At 45.5% G+C, this 14768-nt stretch carries 12 protein-coding genes and 4 tRNA genes; 15 read left to right on the top strand and 1 reads right to left on the bottom strand.

What is annotated here, in order from left to right; genetic code table 11:
* The first annotated feature begins 39 nt into the window (after positions 1-39).
* The 5 genes from truD (at position 40) to rpoS (ending at position 4489) form a co-directional block, all read left to right on the top strand.
* Positions 40-1083 (top strand): tRNA pseudouridine(13) synthase TruD, encoded by a 1044-nt coding sequence (gene truD, locus ACWPOD_RS17695; protein ID WP_046875093.1) that lies wholly within the window; start codon positions 40-42, stop codon positions 1081-1083.
* Positions 1083-1859, top strand: a complete 777-nt coding sequence (gene surE, locus ACWPOD_RS17690; protein WP_456232102.1) for a 5'/3'-nucleotidase SurE — start codon at positions 1083-1085, stop codon at positions 1857-1859. The genes truD and surE overlap by 1 nt, the downstream gene beginning before the upstream one ends.
* The gene (locus tag ACWPOD_RS17685) at positions 1859-2485 is read left to right on the top strand and encodes a protein-L-isoaspartate(D-aspartate) O-methyltransferase (protein WP_167426239.1); all 627 of its coding nucleotides are present in this window, start codon (positions 1859-1861) and stop codon (positions 2483-2485) included. Before surE ends, ACWPOD_RS17685 begins: the two co-directional genes overlap by 1 nt.
* Before the next feature lie 13 nt (positions 2486-2498).
* Positions 2499-3422: a peptidoglycan DD-metalloendopeptidase family protein gene (locus ACWPOD_RS17680; RefSeq protein WP_456232101.1), complete on the top strand. Its 924-nt coding sequence runs from the start codon at positions 2499-2501 to the stop codon at positions 3420-3422.
* An 80-nt stretch (positions 3423-3502) separates the two neighbouring features.
* Positions 3503-4489, top strand: a complete 987-nt coding sequence (rpoS, locus tag ACWPOD_RS17675; protein WP_005393877.1) for an RNA polymerase sigma factor RpoS — start codon at positions 3503-3505, stop codon at positions 4487-4489.
* Between the two features lie 81 nt (positions 4490-4570).
* Here rpoS and mutS read toward each other — a convergent pair whose 3' ends face one another.
* Positions 4571-7132 (bottom strand): DNA mismatch repair protein MutS, encoded by a 2562-nt coding sequence (gene mutS, locus ACWPOD_RS17670; protein ID WP_167426241.1) that lies wholly within the window; start codon positions 7130-7132, stop codon positions 4571-4573.
* 84 nt (positions 7133-7216) lie between these two features.
* On the opposite strand from mutS, the gene pncC reads away from it, so the two are divergent.
* From pncC to ACWPOD_RS17620, 10 genes are all read left to right on the top strand, one after another.
* On the top strand, positions 7217-7699 hold the full coding sequence (gene pncC, locus ACWPOD_RS17665) for a nicotinamide-nucleotide amidase (protein ID WP_104974807.1): 483 nt from the start codon (positions 7217-7219) through the stop codon (positions 7697-7699).
* A gap of 200 nt (positions 7700-7899) precedes the next feature.
* Entirely contained in the window at positions 7900-8943 is a 1044-nt protein-coding gene (recA, locus tag ACWPOD_RS17660; protein WP_005393872.1) for a recombinase RecA, read from the top strand.
* Between the two features lie 128 nt (positions 8944-9071).
* The gene (gene recX, locus ACWPOD_RS17655; RefSeq protein WP_005393871.1) at positions 9072-9539 is read left to right on the top strand and encodes a recombination regulator RecX; all 468 of its coding nucleotides are present in this window, start codon (positions 9072-9074) and stop codon (positions 9537-9539) included.
* Between the two features lie 142 nt (positions 9540-9681).
* The gene (gene alaS, locus ACWPOD_RS17650; protein WP_109169448.1) at positions 9682-12264 is read left to right on the top strand and encodes an alanine--tRNA ligase; all 2583 of its coding nucleotides are present in this window, start codon (positions 9682-9684) and stop codon (positions 12262-12264) included.
* A 212-nt stretch (positions 12265-12476) separates the two neighbouring features.
* Positions 12477-13664 carry an aspartate kinase gene (locus ACWPOD_RS17645; RefSeq protein ID WP_167426242.1) on the top strand — a complete coding sequence of 396 codons (1188 nt, stop codon included), beginning with the start codon at positions 12477-12479 and terminating at the stop codon, positions 13662-13664.
* A gap of 92 nt (positions 13665-13756) precedes the next feature.
* The gene (gene csrA / locus ACWPOD_RS17640; protein WP_004415691.1) at positions 13757-13954 is read left to right on the top strand and encodes a carbon storage regulator CsrA; all 198 of its coding nucleotides are present in this window, start codon (positions 13757-13759) and stop codon (positions 13952-13954) included.
* Positions 13955-14288: 334 nt separating this feature from the next.
* A tRNA-Ser gene (locus ACWPOD_RS17635) sits at positions 14289-14380 on the top strand.
* 32 nt (positions 14381-14412) lie between these two features.
* Positions 14413-14489 (top strand) — tRNA-Arg (locus ACWPOD_RS17630).
* A gap of 29 nt (positions 14490-14518) precedes the next feature.
* A tRNA-Ser gene (locus ACWPOD_RS17625) sits at positions 14519-14610 on the top strand.
* Positions 14611-14695: 85 nt separating this feature from the next.
* Positions 14696-14768, top strand: a tRNA-Arg gene (locus tag ACWPOD_RS17620).

Genomic DNA, 14768 nt, shown 5'->3' with positions numbered 1-14768 from the left:
ACTTGCTCCTTAATGCTGTGTAAACAGCGGAAAAACATTATGTCAGATATTTTATCTTCATTGGCTTATCTAACGGGTAAGCCTGTTGCATCGGCAAAAATCAAAGCGCAACCAGAACATTTTCAGGTTCGTGAGGATTTAGGTTTTGCCTTTACTGGCGAAGGCGAGCACCTAATGGTGCGTATTCGAAAAACTGGAGAAAATACCAGTTTTGTTGCGAATGAGTTGGCGAAAGCTTGTGGCGTAAAGTCGAAAGACGTTAGCTGGGCAGGCCTTAAAGACCGCCATGCGGTGACGGAACAGTGGCTGAGTGTCCATTTACCGAAAGGGGAAACGCCGGACTTCTCGGCATTCCTAGCTCAATATCCGAGTATTGAGATCTTAGCGACTGATCGACACAACAAAAAACTGCGTCCTGGAGACTTAATAGGGAACGAGTTTGTTGTCACTTTGTCTGAAGTGACTGACGTTGAAGATGTAGAGCAACGCCTTGAAAAAGTGAAACAAGTTGGTGTGCCAAACTACTTTGGTAGTCAGCGTTTTGGCAATGATGGCAACAACCTTGAAGAAGCACGTCGATGGGGACGCGAAAACGTTCGTACCCGTAATCAAAATAAGCGCAGCATGTATTTATCAGCGGCGCGTTCGTGGATCTTCAACCGTATCGTTTCTGCTCGTCTAGAAAATGGTGTGTTTGATAAATTCATCGATGGTGATATTGCACAGACAAGTTCTGGCACTCAGTTGGTTGATGCAAGCAATATCGCAGATCTACAAGCACAATTTGCTGCAGGCGAAGTGGCAATTACCGCGGCTCTAGCAGGTGATAATGCGCTTCCAACTCAAGCGGATGCGCTTACTTTAGAACAACCGTTCTTAGATGAAGAGCCTGATCTCATGGCGCTGATTCGTGGTAATCGCATGCGCCACGACCGTCGCGATATTGCGCTGAAGCCAAAAGATTTAGCTTGGACGGTTGAAGGTAACAACATTACGCTGACTTTCTCACTGGATGCGGGATCTTTTGCAACCTCTATCGTTCGTGAGTTAGTTAATGAGGTTGAAGTAGAAAGAGAATACTAATGGAACAGGATTCACTAAACGCGAAGCCCCTAAGAGTCTTAATCAGCAACGACGATGGCGTACATGCGCAAGGGATTCATGCACTTGCTGATGAGTTGCGAGATATCGCTGAAGTGACCATTGTCGCACCCGACCGAAATCGTTCAGGTGCTTCGAACTCACTGACACTAGAGCAACCATTGCGCGTAACTGAAATTGCCCTAAATATCTATTCAGTGCAAGGAACGCCTACAGATTGTGTACATTTCGCGCTGAATGAGCTGATGAAAGATGATTTGCCCGATCTTGTTTTATCAGGCATCAATCATGGTGCAAATTTGGGTGATGACGTTCTTTACTCAGGAACGGTAGCTGCAGCAATGGAAGGGCATTTCCTTGGTGTTCAGTCGGTTGCTTTTTCGCTGGTGGGTAAGCGTCATTTCGAATCTGCCGCAAAAATTGCACGTCAAATTGTGCAACAGCATTTAGCGTCTCCGATTCCAACGAATCGGTTATTGAACGTAAACGTGCCTGACTTACCAGCAGAAAACCTGGGCGAAATCGAAGTCACGCGTTTAGGTGCGCGTCATCACGCAGAGAATATGATTAAGCAGAAAGATCCGAGAGGTCATGATATTTATTGGCTAGGGCCTCCAGGAAAAGAGCAAGATGCGGGGGAGGGCACCGACTTTTATGCGATTGAACATGGTCGAGTTTCAATGACGCCTCTGCAAGTTGATCTCACTGCTCATGAGTCGCTGCGTGCAATGGATAGTTGGTTAAAGGAAGAGAAGTAATGAGTAACCCACATGCTGACAGGTTGATAGCGTTTCTTATCTCCAGTGGCATCAAAGACCAAAGAGTTCTGGATGCTATCCAACGCTTACCACGAGAAAGCTTTGTCTCTCAAGCGATGATGCACCAAGCCTACGATAACAATGCGTTACCGATTGGTCAGGGACAAACTATTTCTCAACCTTATATTGTTGCTCGTATGACCGAGTTACTCGAACTAGAGCCAACGAGTCACGTACTGGAAATCGGAACGGGTTCCGGTTATCAAACCGCAGTACTGGCGCAAATTGTTGACCATGTATACTCCGTTGAGCGAATTAAATCGTTGCAATGGGAAGCAAAACGCCGTCTGAAACAATTGGATATCTACAATGTTTCAACCAAGCATGCTGATGGATGGCAAGGCTGGGAAGCTCGTGGTCCTTTCGATGCCATCATTGTTACTGCAGCTGCAGAAGTGATCCCCCAAGCTCTTCTCTCACAATTAAGAGATGGCGGCAAAATGGTCATTCCTGTTGGAGATACGGAACAACAGTTATTAAAAATAGAGCGTAAGGGAGACGAATATCTCTCTACCGTTGTAGAAATGGTTCGGTTCGTACCTCTGGTTGCGGGTGATTTAGCTTAAGGGTTAGGGATAGGTGAATAAGTTACTACGTCATATTGGTATTAGCTTTGTGTTTGCTGCAGGACTAGTTGGTTGTGCAGCGCATTCCCCTGCACCTGTCTCTAGCCTAAAAAAAGACTATTCAAGCCTTGAAAGAGGGAGTTACAGAGGGAGTTATTATGAGGTAAAAAAAGGCGATACACTTTACTTCATAGCTTATGTCACAGATAAAGATGTAAATGATCTTGTCCGTTACAATGAGTTAACTCAGCCTTACACCATCTACCCTGGACAGAGGCTAAAACTTTGGGCTCCGAAATATGTCGCCCCTAAATATGGCCAAAAAGTTGAACCCGTTGTGGTTCCTGTTGTTACGACGCCACCAGCCCCAGTGACGAAAACATCAACATCCTCTAAACCGAAAACTTCAAGTAAAAACTCTAGTCAAAAACCTACAGAGACTAAGCCTAAAGTCGTACAAAAACAGCCTCCAAAGAAGGTTGAACAATCGAAAACAAAGGAGTATGTTGGTTCAAAAGATAACCAAAAAGTGAAGCAAAAATCGCCAGTTACCACGGCGAAGAGTGATAAAGTTTCTAAGTGGTTGTGGCCAACAAAAGGGAGAGTAATCAAGAACTTTTCGGCGGGAGAACAGGGAAATAAAGGTATCGACATCGCAGGACAGCGTGGTCAACCTATCGTTTCAACCGCAGCCGGCACAGTCGTTTATTCAGGCAATGCGCTACGAGGTTATGGCAACTTAATTATAGTAAAGCATAACGACAATTATTTAAGCGCATACGCACACAATGACAAACTGCTGGTCACAGAAGGACAAAGCGTAAAAAGCGGACAAAAAATCGCCACCATGGGTAGTTCAGGTGCAAAGTCGGTCAAACTACACTTTGAAATTCGCTATCAAGGTAAATCAGTGAATCCAAAGCGCTATTTGCCTTAAAACTTTGAAAAACAACTTGCGACATCATTTAGCGACATATTGAGTTGTCATGTCTTGCTAACTCGCCAGGGGGAGGCGTTATGAGTATCAGCAACACAGTAACCAAAGTTGAAGAGTTTGCATTTGACAATGCGTCAGTGAAGACCATTGATAACGAACTCGAAAAATCATCATCCACAGAAAGCAAAACGGCTGCGCGTGAAGAATTTGACGCGAGCAGTAAAAGCTTAGACGCAACTCAGTTGTATTTAGGTGAAATTGGCTTCTCACCTCTACTTACTGCCGAAGAAGAAGTGCTTTATGCTCGACGAGCCCTGCGTGGCGACGAAGCGGCACGTAAACGTATGATCGAAAGTAACCTACGTTTGGTGGTCAAGATCTCTCGTCGATACAGTAATCGAGGTCTAGCACTACTCGATCTGATTGAAGAAGGTAACCTTGGTTTGATCCGTGCGGTCGAGAAGTTCGATCCAGAGCGTGGTTTCCGCTTCTCTACTTATGCGACCTGGTGGATCCGACAAACGATCGAACGTGCGTTGATGAACCAAACTCGTACGATCCGTCTACCTATTCATGTCGTGAAAGAGCTGAACATTTATCTGCGTACTGCGCGTGAACTTTCTCAGAAGCTCGATCACGAACCTACCGCAGAAGAAATTGCTGCTCAGTTAGATATTCCAGTCGAAGATGTAAGCAAAATGCTACGTCTCAATGAGCGTATCAGTTCTGTCGACACACCAATCGGTGGTGACGGTGAAAAAGCGCTGTTGGATATTATTCCCGACGCAAACAACTCCGATCCTGAAGTCTCGACTCAAGATGACGATATCAAATCATCGCTGATTCATTGGTTAGAAGAGTTGAATCCAAAACAGAAAGAAGTACTTGCACGACGTTTTGGTCTTCTAGGCTATGAGCCTTCGACGCTTGAAGAAGTTGGTCGAGAGATTGGTTTGACACGTGAGCGCGTACGTCAAATCCAAGTAGAAGGTTTACGTCGTCTTCGTGAAGTTTTAATCAAGCAAGGTTTGAATATGGAAAACTTATTTAACGTCGAAGATGATTAAATAATCCGTACTTCAGTAGATATGCAAAAGGCTATGGTTATCCATAGCCTTTTTTTTTTGCGCTCGCTAAAGTGAATCGATTTAAAGCATCTTCTTCAAACGATACAACTCTTCAAGTGCTTGACGTGGAGTCAAATCATCAGGATCAATACTAGATAAGGCTTGTTCGATCTCGCTAGGTTCTGGAATTAGACTCAATTGGTTAGCCACATCTACTGCACTTGGACGTGGTGCGTCACTGTTTTGCCCTAGTTGCTCTAGCTGAGATAGCTTGTTACGCGCATTTTTGATAACCGTTTTTGGTACACCAGCTAAGCCCGCAACAGCTAGGCCGTAAGACTTACTTGCCGCACCTTCTTGAACTGCGTGCATAAAGGCAATGCTGTCACCATGTTCTACGGCATCCAAGTGAACGTTCGCTAAGTTTGGCAGTTGGTTTGGCAACTCTGTCAATTCGAAGTAGTGAGTTGCAAATAGTGTCATCGCACCAATTTGTGTTGCGAGCCATTCCGCACTTGCCCAAGCTAAAGATAGGCCATCGTAAGTACTGGTACCGCGACCGATTTCATCCATTAGCACTAAACTGTTTTTAGTTGCATTGTGCAGAATATTAGCGGTTTCCGTCATTTCTACCATGAAGGTCGAACGACCAGATGCAAGATCATCTGACGCTCCAATACGAGTAAATATACGATCTAAAGAACCAATTTGTGCAGATTCTGCAGGTACATAAGAGCCGATATGTGCCATCAATGCAATCAGCGCAGTTTGACGCATGTAAGTGGATTTACCACCCATGTTTGGACCGGTGATGATTAACATTTTACGTGCTGGGTTAAGCTCTATTGGGTTCGCGATGAACGGTTCTGTTGTTACTTGCTCTACGACTGGGTGACGACCCGCTTGAATGTGAATGCCAGCGTCTTTCACAAGCGTTGGTCGGCAGTAATCCAACGAATCTGCACGCTCTGCTAGGTTTTGTAGTACATCGAGTTGAGACAGAGCAGAAGCTAAATTCTGCAGCTTCTCCAGATTTGGCATCAATAGATCAAACAGTTCTTCCCACAGCTGCTTTTCAAGTGCCAGCGCTTTCGATTTCGAGTTAAGTACTTTGTCTTCGTGCTCTTTAAGCTCTGGGATGATATAGCGTTCGGCATTTTTTAGTGTTTGGCGACGTACATAGTGCGGTGGAACCAAATGGCTCTGGCCACGGCTCACTTGAATAAAGAAGCCATGTACGTTGTTGTAGCCGACTTTAAGCGTATCGATGCCGTGTCGTTCACGCTCATCTCGCTCAAGCTGCTCAAGGTATTCTGTTGCACCGTCTGCTAATTTGCGCCATTCATCGAGCTCGGCATTATAGCCTTCAGCGATCACACCACCATCACGAATAACAACTGGCGGATTTTCTTTAATTGCACGCTCTAACAGATCACATACTTCGTCAATCGGAGCTGCGTATTGCGCCAGTTTTGCTAGATATGGATGGGTCAAAGAAGCGGTGACAGATTCTAGCTCTGGTAGCTGCTGCATGGCATTGCGAAGTCTAGCCATATCGCGAGGGCGAGCAGAGCGTAGTGCAAGGCGTGCTAAGATACGTTCAATATCACCAATTTGTTTTAACGTTGGTTGAAGATCGGCAAACAGCGCTTGTTCTTTAATCTCACCAATCGCATCAAGACGATTGTTTAACGTTTCAATGCAACGCATAGGTTGATGCAACCAACGCTTCAGCATTCGGCTGCCCATCGGCGTCGCACAATGGTCGAGTACCGCAGCGAGCGTGTTATCGGTTCCGCCTGCTAGATTTTGAGTAATTTCCAGGTTGCGTCGGGTAGCGGCATCAAGGATGACGGATTGGTCCTGATGATCAAACGTTAAAGAGCGAATATGAGGTAAAGCCGTACGTTGTGTATCTTTCACATACTGGATCAAACAACCAGCAGCACATAACCCTAAGGACGCATGTTCTACGCCAAAACCAACCAGATCTTTGGTGCCAAACTGTTGATTGAGTTGTTGCTTAGCCGTATCAAGCTCAAACTCCCATACTGGGCGACGACGGTTACCGTTTCGGCTCGCCATTAAATGTACAGGTTCAAAATCTTCTGGGAATAGCAACTCACGTGGTGCGGTACGTTGAAGCTCGGCTGTCATTGCTTCTTCAGTTTCTGGTTCTGTCAGTTGGAAGCGACCAGAGGTGACATCCAGCGTCGCATAACCGAACTTACCGTTGTGATGGTAAATTGCTGCGATTAAGTTATCGACACGCTCAGAAAGCAGCGCTTCATCCGTCACAGTGCCTGGTGTCACGATACGCACAACTTTACGTTCTACCGGACCCTTGCTGGTGGCTGGATCGCCAATTTGTTCGCAGATTGCGACTGATTCACCAAGCTGAACAAGTTTTGCTAGATAGCCTTCTACTGCGTGAAATGGCACTCCCGCCATAGGAATAGGCTCTCCAGCTGACGAACCGCGCTTAGTTAGCGAAATATCAAGCAGTTGGGACGCTCGCTTTGCATCATCGTAAAAGAGTTCGTAGAAATCGCCCATGCGGTAGAACAGCAAAATCTCAGGGTTCTCAGCTTTTAGCTTGAGGTATTGCTGCATCATCGGAGTGTGTTTTTGTTCAGCTTTCACAGGTAAATTCTTTTGTTTATTTCCGTAGCGGCTTAGGATACGTGAATCCCTATCAAGTAAAAAGAGACAAAGGGCATTTTGGCTATGGAAAAAACAACAAAATTGAGCGCAGATTTAGGCGCATTATTGGCAAAGTATGGTCATGTTTTAACAACGGCAGAATCGTGCACGGGTGGCGGTGTTGCGACCGCTATTACTGATATTGCAGGCAGCTCAGGTTGGTTAGATAGAGCTTTTGTCACTTACAGCAACGAAGCCAAAATGGAAATGCTGGGTGTGAGAGTGGAAACCTTAGAGGAACATGGTGCCGTGAGTGAGCCTGTTGTGCTTGAAATGGTGCAAGGTGCGCTTCAACACTCGAATGCCACTATTGGGGTTTCCATCAGTGGTGTTGCTGGACCGGGGGGAGGCACTGATGAAAAGCCGGTTGGAACCGTCTGCTTTGCTTTTGCGGATAAGCACGACTGGCTCTTTGTTGAGACCATGCATTTTTCTGGTGACAGGGCGGAAGTTCGTCAACAAGCGGTGATGCATGCATTGACTCGATTGCATCAACATTTAATTTAGAATTTCTTACACTGTCTTAGCCCAGAATTGATAAGGGCTAGAGCAAATCCTTAGAAGCAGTGAACTAAATTTTTTCTATACAGGTATAGACACTGTATGAATCAACAGTATAATAACTTTCATTGCTGAGCAGGTTAGCTGCTTAAGAAAAATGAATTACTATTCGTCGCCCAAAGAAGATGAATAAATCGGAGAAAGTAATGGACGAGAACAAACAGAAAGCGCTCGCCGCTGCGCTAGGTCAAATTGAAAAGCAATTCGGTAAAGGCTCTATCATGCGCCTTGGTGATAACCGAGCAATGGACGTAGAAACCATCTCAACAGGCTCTCTTTCTCTTGATATCGCTTTGGGTGCAGGTGGTCTGCCAATGGGTCGTATCGTAGAAGTCTACGGTCCAGAATCTTCAGGTAAAACAACACTAACGCTTGAGCTTATCGCTGCTGCGCAACGTGAAGGTAAAACTTGTGCGTTTATCGATGCAGAGCACGCTCTGGATCCTGTCTACGCGAAGAAACTTGGTGTTGATATCGATGCGCTCTTGGTTTCTCAGCCAGACACTGGTGAGCAAGCACTAGAGATTTGTGATGCACTAGCTCGCTCTGGCGCTATCGACGTAATGGTTGTTGACTCAGTTGCGGCGCTAACACCAAAAGCAGAAATTGAAGGCGAAATGGGCGACAGCCACATGGGTCTGCAAGCACGTATGCTTTCTCAAGCGATGCGTAAGCTAACAGGTAACCTAAAACAGTCTAACTGTATGTGTATCTTCATCAACCAAATCCGTATGAAGATTGGTGTGATGTTCGGTAACCCAGAAACGACCACGGGTGGTAACGCACTTAAATTCTACGCTTCTGTTCGTCTTGATATTCGTCGTACTGGCGCAATCAAAGAAGGTGACGAAGTCGTTGGTAACGAAACGCGCATCAAAGTAGTTAAGAACAAGATTGCTGCACCGTTTAAAGAAGCCAATACGCAAATCATGTACGGCCAAGGCTTTAACCGCGAAGGTGAACTAGTAGATCTAGGCGTGAAGCACAAACTGGTTGAAAAAGCTGGTGCTTGGTACAGCTACCAAGGCGATAAGATTGGTCAAGGTAAAGCGAACGCGTGCAACTACCTACGTGAGCATCCTGAAGTGGCTAAAACCATCGACACTAAATTGCGTGAAATGTTGTTAGCGCCAGCCCTTGCGGAAGCTCCTGAAGCAGGCGAGGCGCCTGAGCAAGCTGAAGAGTTTTAATCCCTTCACAGATTAAAAAGTGATAAAGCCCTGCAATGCGGGGCTTTGTTGTATCTATTGACATCAAAAATCGAATCATCACAAAGGCCATTGAGAGTCTGTACAGCAAAAATACCTTTAGGATCACCATGTACCAAAAGCGCCAGACACCAACATTATCGAGCAAAGAGGCGGCTATCCAACTGCTTAGCCGTCGCGATCATGGTCAGTATGAGCTGTACCAAAAACTGTCGATGAAAGGCTATGAAGCATCAGACATCGAAATCGCGATTAATTTTTGCTTAGACCATAACTATTTAGATGATTTACGTTATGCGAAGAGCCAAATTCGGCAGCATGTATACAAAGGACATGGAGAGCGTCGAATTCGCCAAGAGTTAAACCAGAAACGTGTTGCGGAATCGGTGATTGAGCAAGCCATGGCTGAAGAACCGCAAGACTGGTTTGAACTTGCTAAGCAGGCGGCAGAAAAGAAATTCAAAGGTGTCAAAGCCAAGGACCAAAAAGAATACGCGAAACAAGTCCGTTTTCTACAATACCGAGGCTACAGTTTCGACCAAATTAGCTATGCGCTTGCCTTTGAAGACCAAGATTAGCGTTGATCCAATTGCGCTGATTTTTGTTTTGCTTCAAATTTTTTCTTCTACTCTCTCTTTTCCTCAAGAAAACTAGTCTCAGCTGTTTGCATGATCTACAATACGGCAAAATTCTAACTCGACTATTTTCAGGAAGAGCTGCATGTACATGAGCACTGACGAGGTTCGTAACGCGTTCCTCAAGTTCTTTGAAAGCAAAGGACACCAAATCGTAGAAAGTTCATCGTTAGTTCCACATAACGACCCAACCCTGCTGTTCACAAACGCAGGTATGAACCAATTTAAAGATTGTTTCTTAGGCTTAGAAAAACGAGCCTATACTCGAGCGACTACGGCTCAACGTTGTGTACGTGCTGGTGGTAAACACAACGACCTGGAAAATGTTGGCTTTACCGCTCGTCACCACACATTCTTTGAAATGCTAGGTAACTTCAGCTTTGGTGACTACTTCAAAGAAGATGCGATTTCATTTGCTTGGGAATTCCTAACCGAAGTTCTTAAACTGCCTGCGGATCGTCTATTGGTAACCGTTTACGAAACCGATGACGAAGCATTCGACATTTGGAACAAAAAAGTTGGCGTGCCTGCTGATCGTATCGTGCGTATTGGTGACAAAGAAGGTGGCAAGCCTTACGAGTCTGATAACTTCTGGCAAATGGGCGACACTGGTCCTTGTGGTCCATGTACTGAAATCTTCTACGATCACGGTGAACACATCTGGGGTGGTCGTCCTGGCACGCCTGAAGAAGATGGTGACCGTTTCATCGAGATCTGGAACAACGTATTCATGCAGTTCAACCGTCACGCAGACGGCACTATGGAACCGCTACCAAAACCATCGGTAGATACTGGTATGGGTATCGAGCGTATCTCTGCAATCATGCAAGGCGTTCACTCAAACTACGAAATCGATGTATTCCAAACTCTTATCAAAGCAGCGGCTGAAGTCATTGGTTATGAAGATCTATCGAACCAATCGCTACGCGTTATTGCTGACCACATCCGTTCATGTTCATTCTTGATTGTTGATGGTGTGATGCCTTCAAACGAAGGTCGTGGTTACGTACTACGTCGTATCATTCGTCGTGCCGTACGTCATGGTAACAAGCTAGGTGCACAAGGTGCATTCTTCTATAAGCTTGTTGGCGTATTAGCAGAAGTAATGGGTACAGCAGGCGAAGAGCTGAAGCGTCAACAAGCAGTGGTTGAAAAAGTACTGCGTATCGAAGAAGAAAACTTCGGTCGTACACTTGAGCGAGGTATGGTAATTCTTAACGAAGCATTAGATAACCTAGATGGCAAAGTGCTAGACGGAGAAACGGTATTCAAGCTTTACGATACTTACGGCTTCCCAGCAGACCTCACTAACGACGTTGCACGTGAGCGTGAGTTCGCGATCGACGAAGAGGGTTTCGAAAAAGCGATGGAAGAGCAGCGTCAACGTGCGCGTGAAGCTGGTCAATTCGGTACAGATTATAACGCAGCAATCAAAGTTGATACGCAAACAGAATTCTGTGGTTACACAGGTACTAAAGGCTCTAGCTCTGTAGCCGCGATGTTTGTTGAAGGTAACGAAGTAGATTCGCTATCTGCGGGCGACAAAGCCATCATCGTACTTGGTGAAACGCCATTCTACGCAGAGTCAGGCGGTCAGTGTGGTGACGCTGGTGAAATCCGTACTGAGTCTGGTGTATTCCGCGTTGAGGACACTCAAAAACTCGGTAACGCAATTGCACACCACGGTGTAATGGCAGAAGGCGTTCTAGCGAAAGGCGACGAAGTAGCAACTATCGTTGACGCAGAGCGTCGAGCAGCTATCTCTCTAAACCACTCAGCAACGCACTTGCTACACGCAGCACTACGCCAAGTTTTAGGTGAGCACGTAACGCAGAAAGGCTCATTGGTGAAGGCAGACAACCTACGTTTCGACTTCTCGCATCTAGAAGCCGTAACCGCAGCAGAGTTGAAAGAAGTTGAGCGCCTAGTTAACGCGCAAATCCGTCGTAACCACACGATTGAAACCAACGTGATGGATATTGAGTCTGCTAAGAAGAAAGGCGCAATGGCACTGTTTGGTGAGAAGTACGATGACGAAGTTCGCGTGCTATCTATGGGCGATTTCTCTACTGAGCTTTGTGGTGGTATTCACGCATCAAGCACGGGTGATATTGGTCTATTCAAAATCACATCAGAAAGCGGTATTGCAGCCGGTATTCGTCGTATTGAAGCGGTAACAGGCGAGGCGGCATTAGACGCCATTGAAGCTCAAAATGCGAAGTACGAAGAGAAACTGGCAGAATCTGCACAGAAAGCAAAAGCACTAGAGAAAGAAGTGCAGAAGCTAAAAGATAAGATGGCAGCCGCAGAAAGCGCTAACATCATGGGCAAAGCGGTTGAAGTAAATGGCACAAAAGTTCTAGTTGCGGCCCTTGAAGGTGCTGATAGCAAGAACCTACGTACCATGGTTGATGACATCAAGAATCAAATGGGTTCTGGTGTTGTACTGCTTGCAAACGTAACGGGTGACAAGGTTGGCTTGATTGCTGGTGTGACTAAAGATCTCACTGGTAAAGTAAAAGCAGGTGATCTAGTTAAAATGGTTGCAGAGCAAGTCGGTGGTAAGGGCGGTGGTCGTCCAGACATGGCTCAAGCCGGTGGTACTGATGTTTCAGCACTACCAGAGGCAATCAAAACAGTTCAGCCTTGGCTAGAAGAGCGTTTATAAGCTCTTAACTAATAAAATTACGCTCAATCAAGTTTCTTTGATTGAGCGTAATTTTTTTTAGCAACCAAGTGGTTTAATTGACCAAAAGTTAACCGAGTCATTTAAGCTGCTTGGTTTTTGTTGTAACTACTGCTTATATAATTTTTCTCAAAGGAAATATTTAAGATGTAAGCAGTTCTAAAGAGACTTCGGTCTTGGGAAGGTGAAGACTGGTGAAAAAGCCCCTTATCGTGCAAAAGTTTGGCGGAACCTCTGTGGGTTCAATTGAAAGAATCCACCAAGTCGCTGAACACATCATTAAGGCGAAAAATGATGGCAATCAAGTTGTTGTTGTCGTGTCTGCAATGTCAGGCGAAACAAACAGACTGATGGATCTCGCTAAACAGATAGATAGCGTACCTACAGCTCGAGAACTTGATGTTTTGCTCTCTGCTGGTGAGCAAGTGTCAATGGCACTGTTAGCCATGACTTTGAATAAAATGGGTCATGCTGCGCGCTCGCTTACCGGAGCACAGGCGAATATTGTGACGGATAATCAACACAATGACGCAACGATTAAACACATTGATACCACGACAATTATGGGATTGCTTGAGCAAGACCAAATCGTGATTGTTGCGGGATTTCAAGGTGTGAATGAGAACGGGGATATCACCACATTAGGTCGAGGTGGCTCAGATACGAGCGCTGTGGCACTGGCGGGCGCATTGCGCGCTAACGAGTGTCAAATCTTTACCGACGTTGATGGTATTTATACTTGTGACCCACGTGTAGTGAAAAATGCGCGCAAATTGGCGGTTATCGATTTTCCTTCAATGGAAGCGATGGCAAGCCGAGGCGCAAAAGTATTACATTTACCTTCAGTGCAATTTGCATGGAAGAATAATGTGCCACTACGCGTGCTTTCGACATTTGATGTTAATGAAGGCAGTTTGGTAAAGGGGGAGTCAGGCAGTCAAGCCGTCTCTGGTATAGCCATTCAACGTGACCTTGCCATTATCGAAGTCGATAAAGAACATTTATCTAGTGCTACAAAACAATGTCAGATGTTGGGTATAGACATTTGGAATGTGATCGAGGAAGCAGAACGGGCAGGTATCATGATAAAACAAGATGCATGTGCCAAGTTCGATCTGGTGTTCAGCGACAAAATCCGTAATAGTGAAGTGGTAAGCCTGTTGACCGCAGTGGGGCTTGAGGCCAATGGAATGGTAGAGCACGCATGCGATTTGTTGGCAAAGCGAGATATTGAGATCAATTTCAGCGCAACGAATGCACTCACTATGATGCTAGTTTTAGCACCCGAATGTGTGGATACAGCAGCAAACATTCTGCATGATGCTTACATTACGTCTAGTGAAGCATTAAACATTCAACAAAAACATGCCTTTTTAGGCTGATTTTCGCTAACAAGGTAGTTTACGAAAATATAACTTTTGTTGGATAATAGCTTTGTAGCAAGAAAATTTAGAGATTACTCAAGGAGCAAAGAATGCTAATTTTGACTCGCCGCGTAGGCGAAACACTGATGATTGGTGATGAAGTGACTGTAACTGTACTAGGTGTGAAAGGTAACCAAGTACGTATCGGCGTTAACGCTCCGAAAGAGGTTTCAGTTCACCGTGAAGAAATCTACATGCGCATTCAAGCTGAAAAAGGCAATGGCAACGTTGCTTCAGGTAACTACTAAGTCGCTCCTGTTTACAGAGCTTAGTTTGAATGAAAAAGGCTAACCGAAGGGTTGGCCTTTTTAGTCTTTAATGTTTTTGAAGATTTGCGGAAACCATTGTGTTGAGTGTGGCGGTGAATCCGTCAATATTGTTGAATCGAACACCAGGAAGTCGTTTGAAAATAAATGTCTTTTTTTCAGAGAAGACTCTCTTTTTTTCATCATAATAGAGTGGTAAAGTTCGTTTAATAGTCACTTTGATTAAATCAGCAACGGTTAAGTCAGTTTCGTGGATTTTTTCAAAGAAAGTGTTTGACATATTTTCGGTAAAACGTAATATGTGCCTCCGCAAGACGGTGAGGTGGCCGAGAGGCTGAAGGCGCTCCCCTGCTAAGGGAGTATACGGTTTATCCCGTATCGAGGGTTCGAATCCCTCCCTCACCGCCATTCTTGCAACGTTGAGACATCAACAAGAAAGTGCGTCCTTAGCTCAGCTGGATAGAGTACCTGGCTACGAACCAGGCGGTCGGAGGTTCGAATCCTCCAGGACGCGCCATATCTCTTCTGAGATATAACAATGAAAACGGTGAGGTGGCCGAGAGGCTGAAGGCGCTCCCCTGCTAAGGGAGTATACGGTTTATCCCGTATCGAGGGTTCGAATCCCTCCTTCACCGCCATTCATTGACTGGCCCGATGGCCTTTTTTTTGTTTCGTAAGAAATGAATGTGATTTGCTTCACAACTTCCTAGCAAGAAGATCTGCGCGTCCTTAGCTCAGCTGGATAGAGTACCTGGCTACGAACCAGGCGGTCGGAGGTTCGAATCCTCCAGGACGC

This window comes from Vibrio sp. JZG120 (assembly GCF_053890955.1).
The sequence above is the reverse complement of the archived record's forward strand: the minus strand, read 5'-3'. Positions and strand labels throughout refer to the sequence as shown.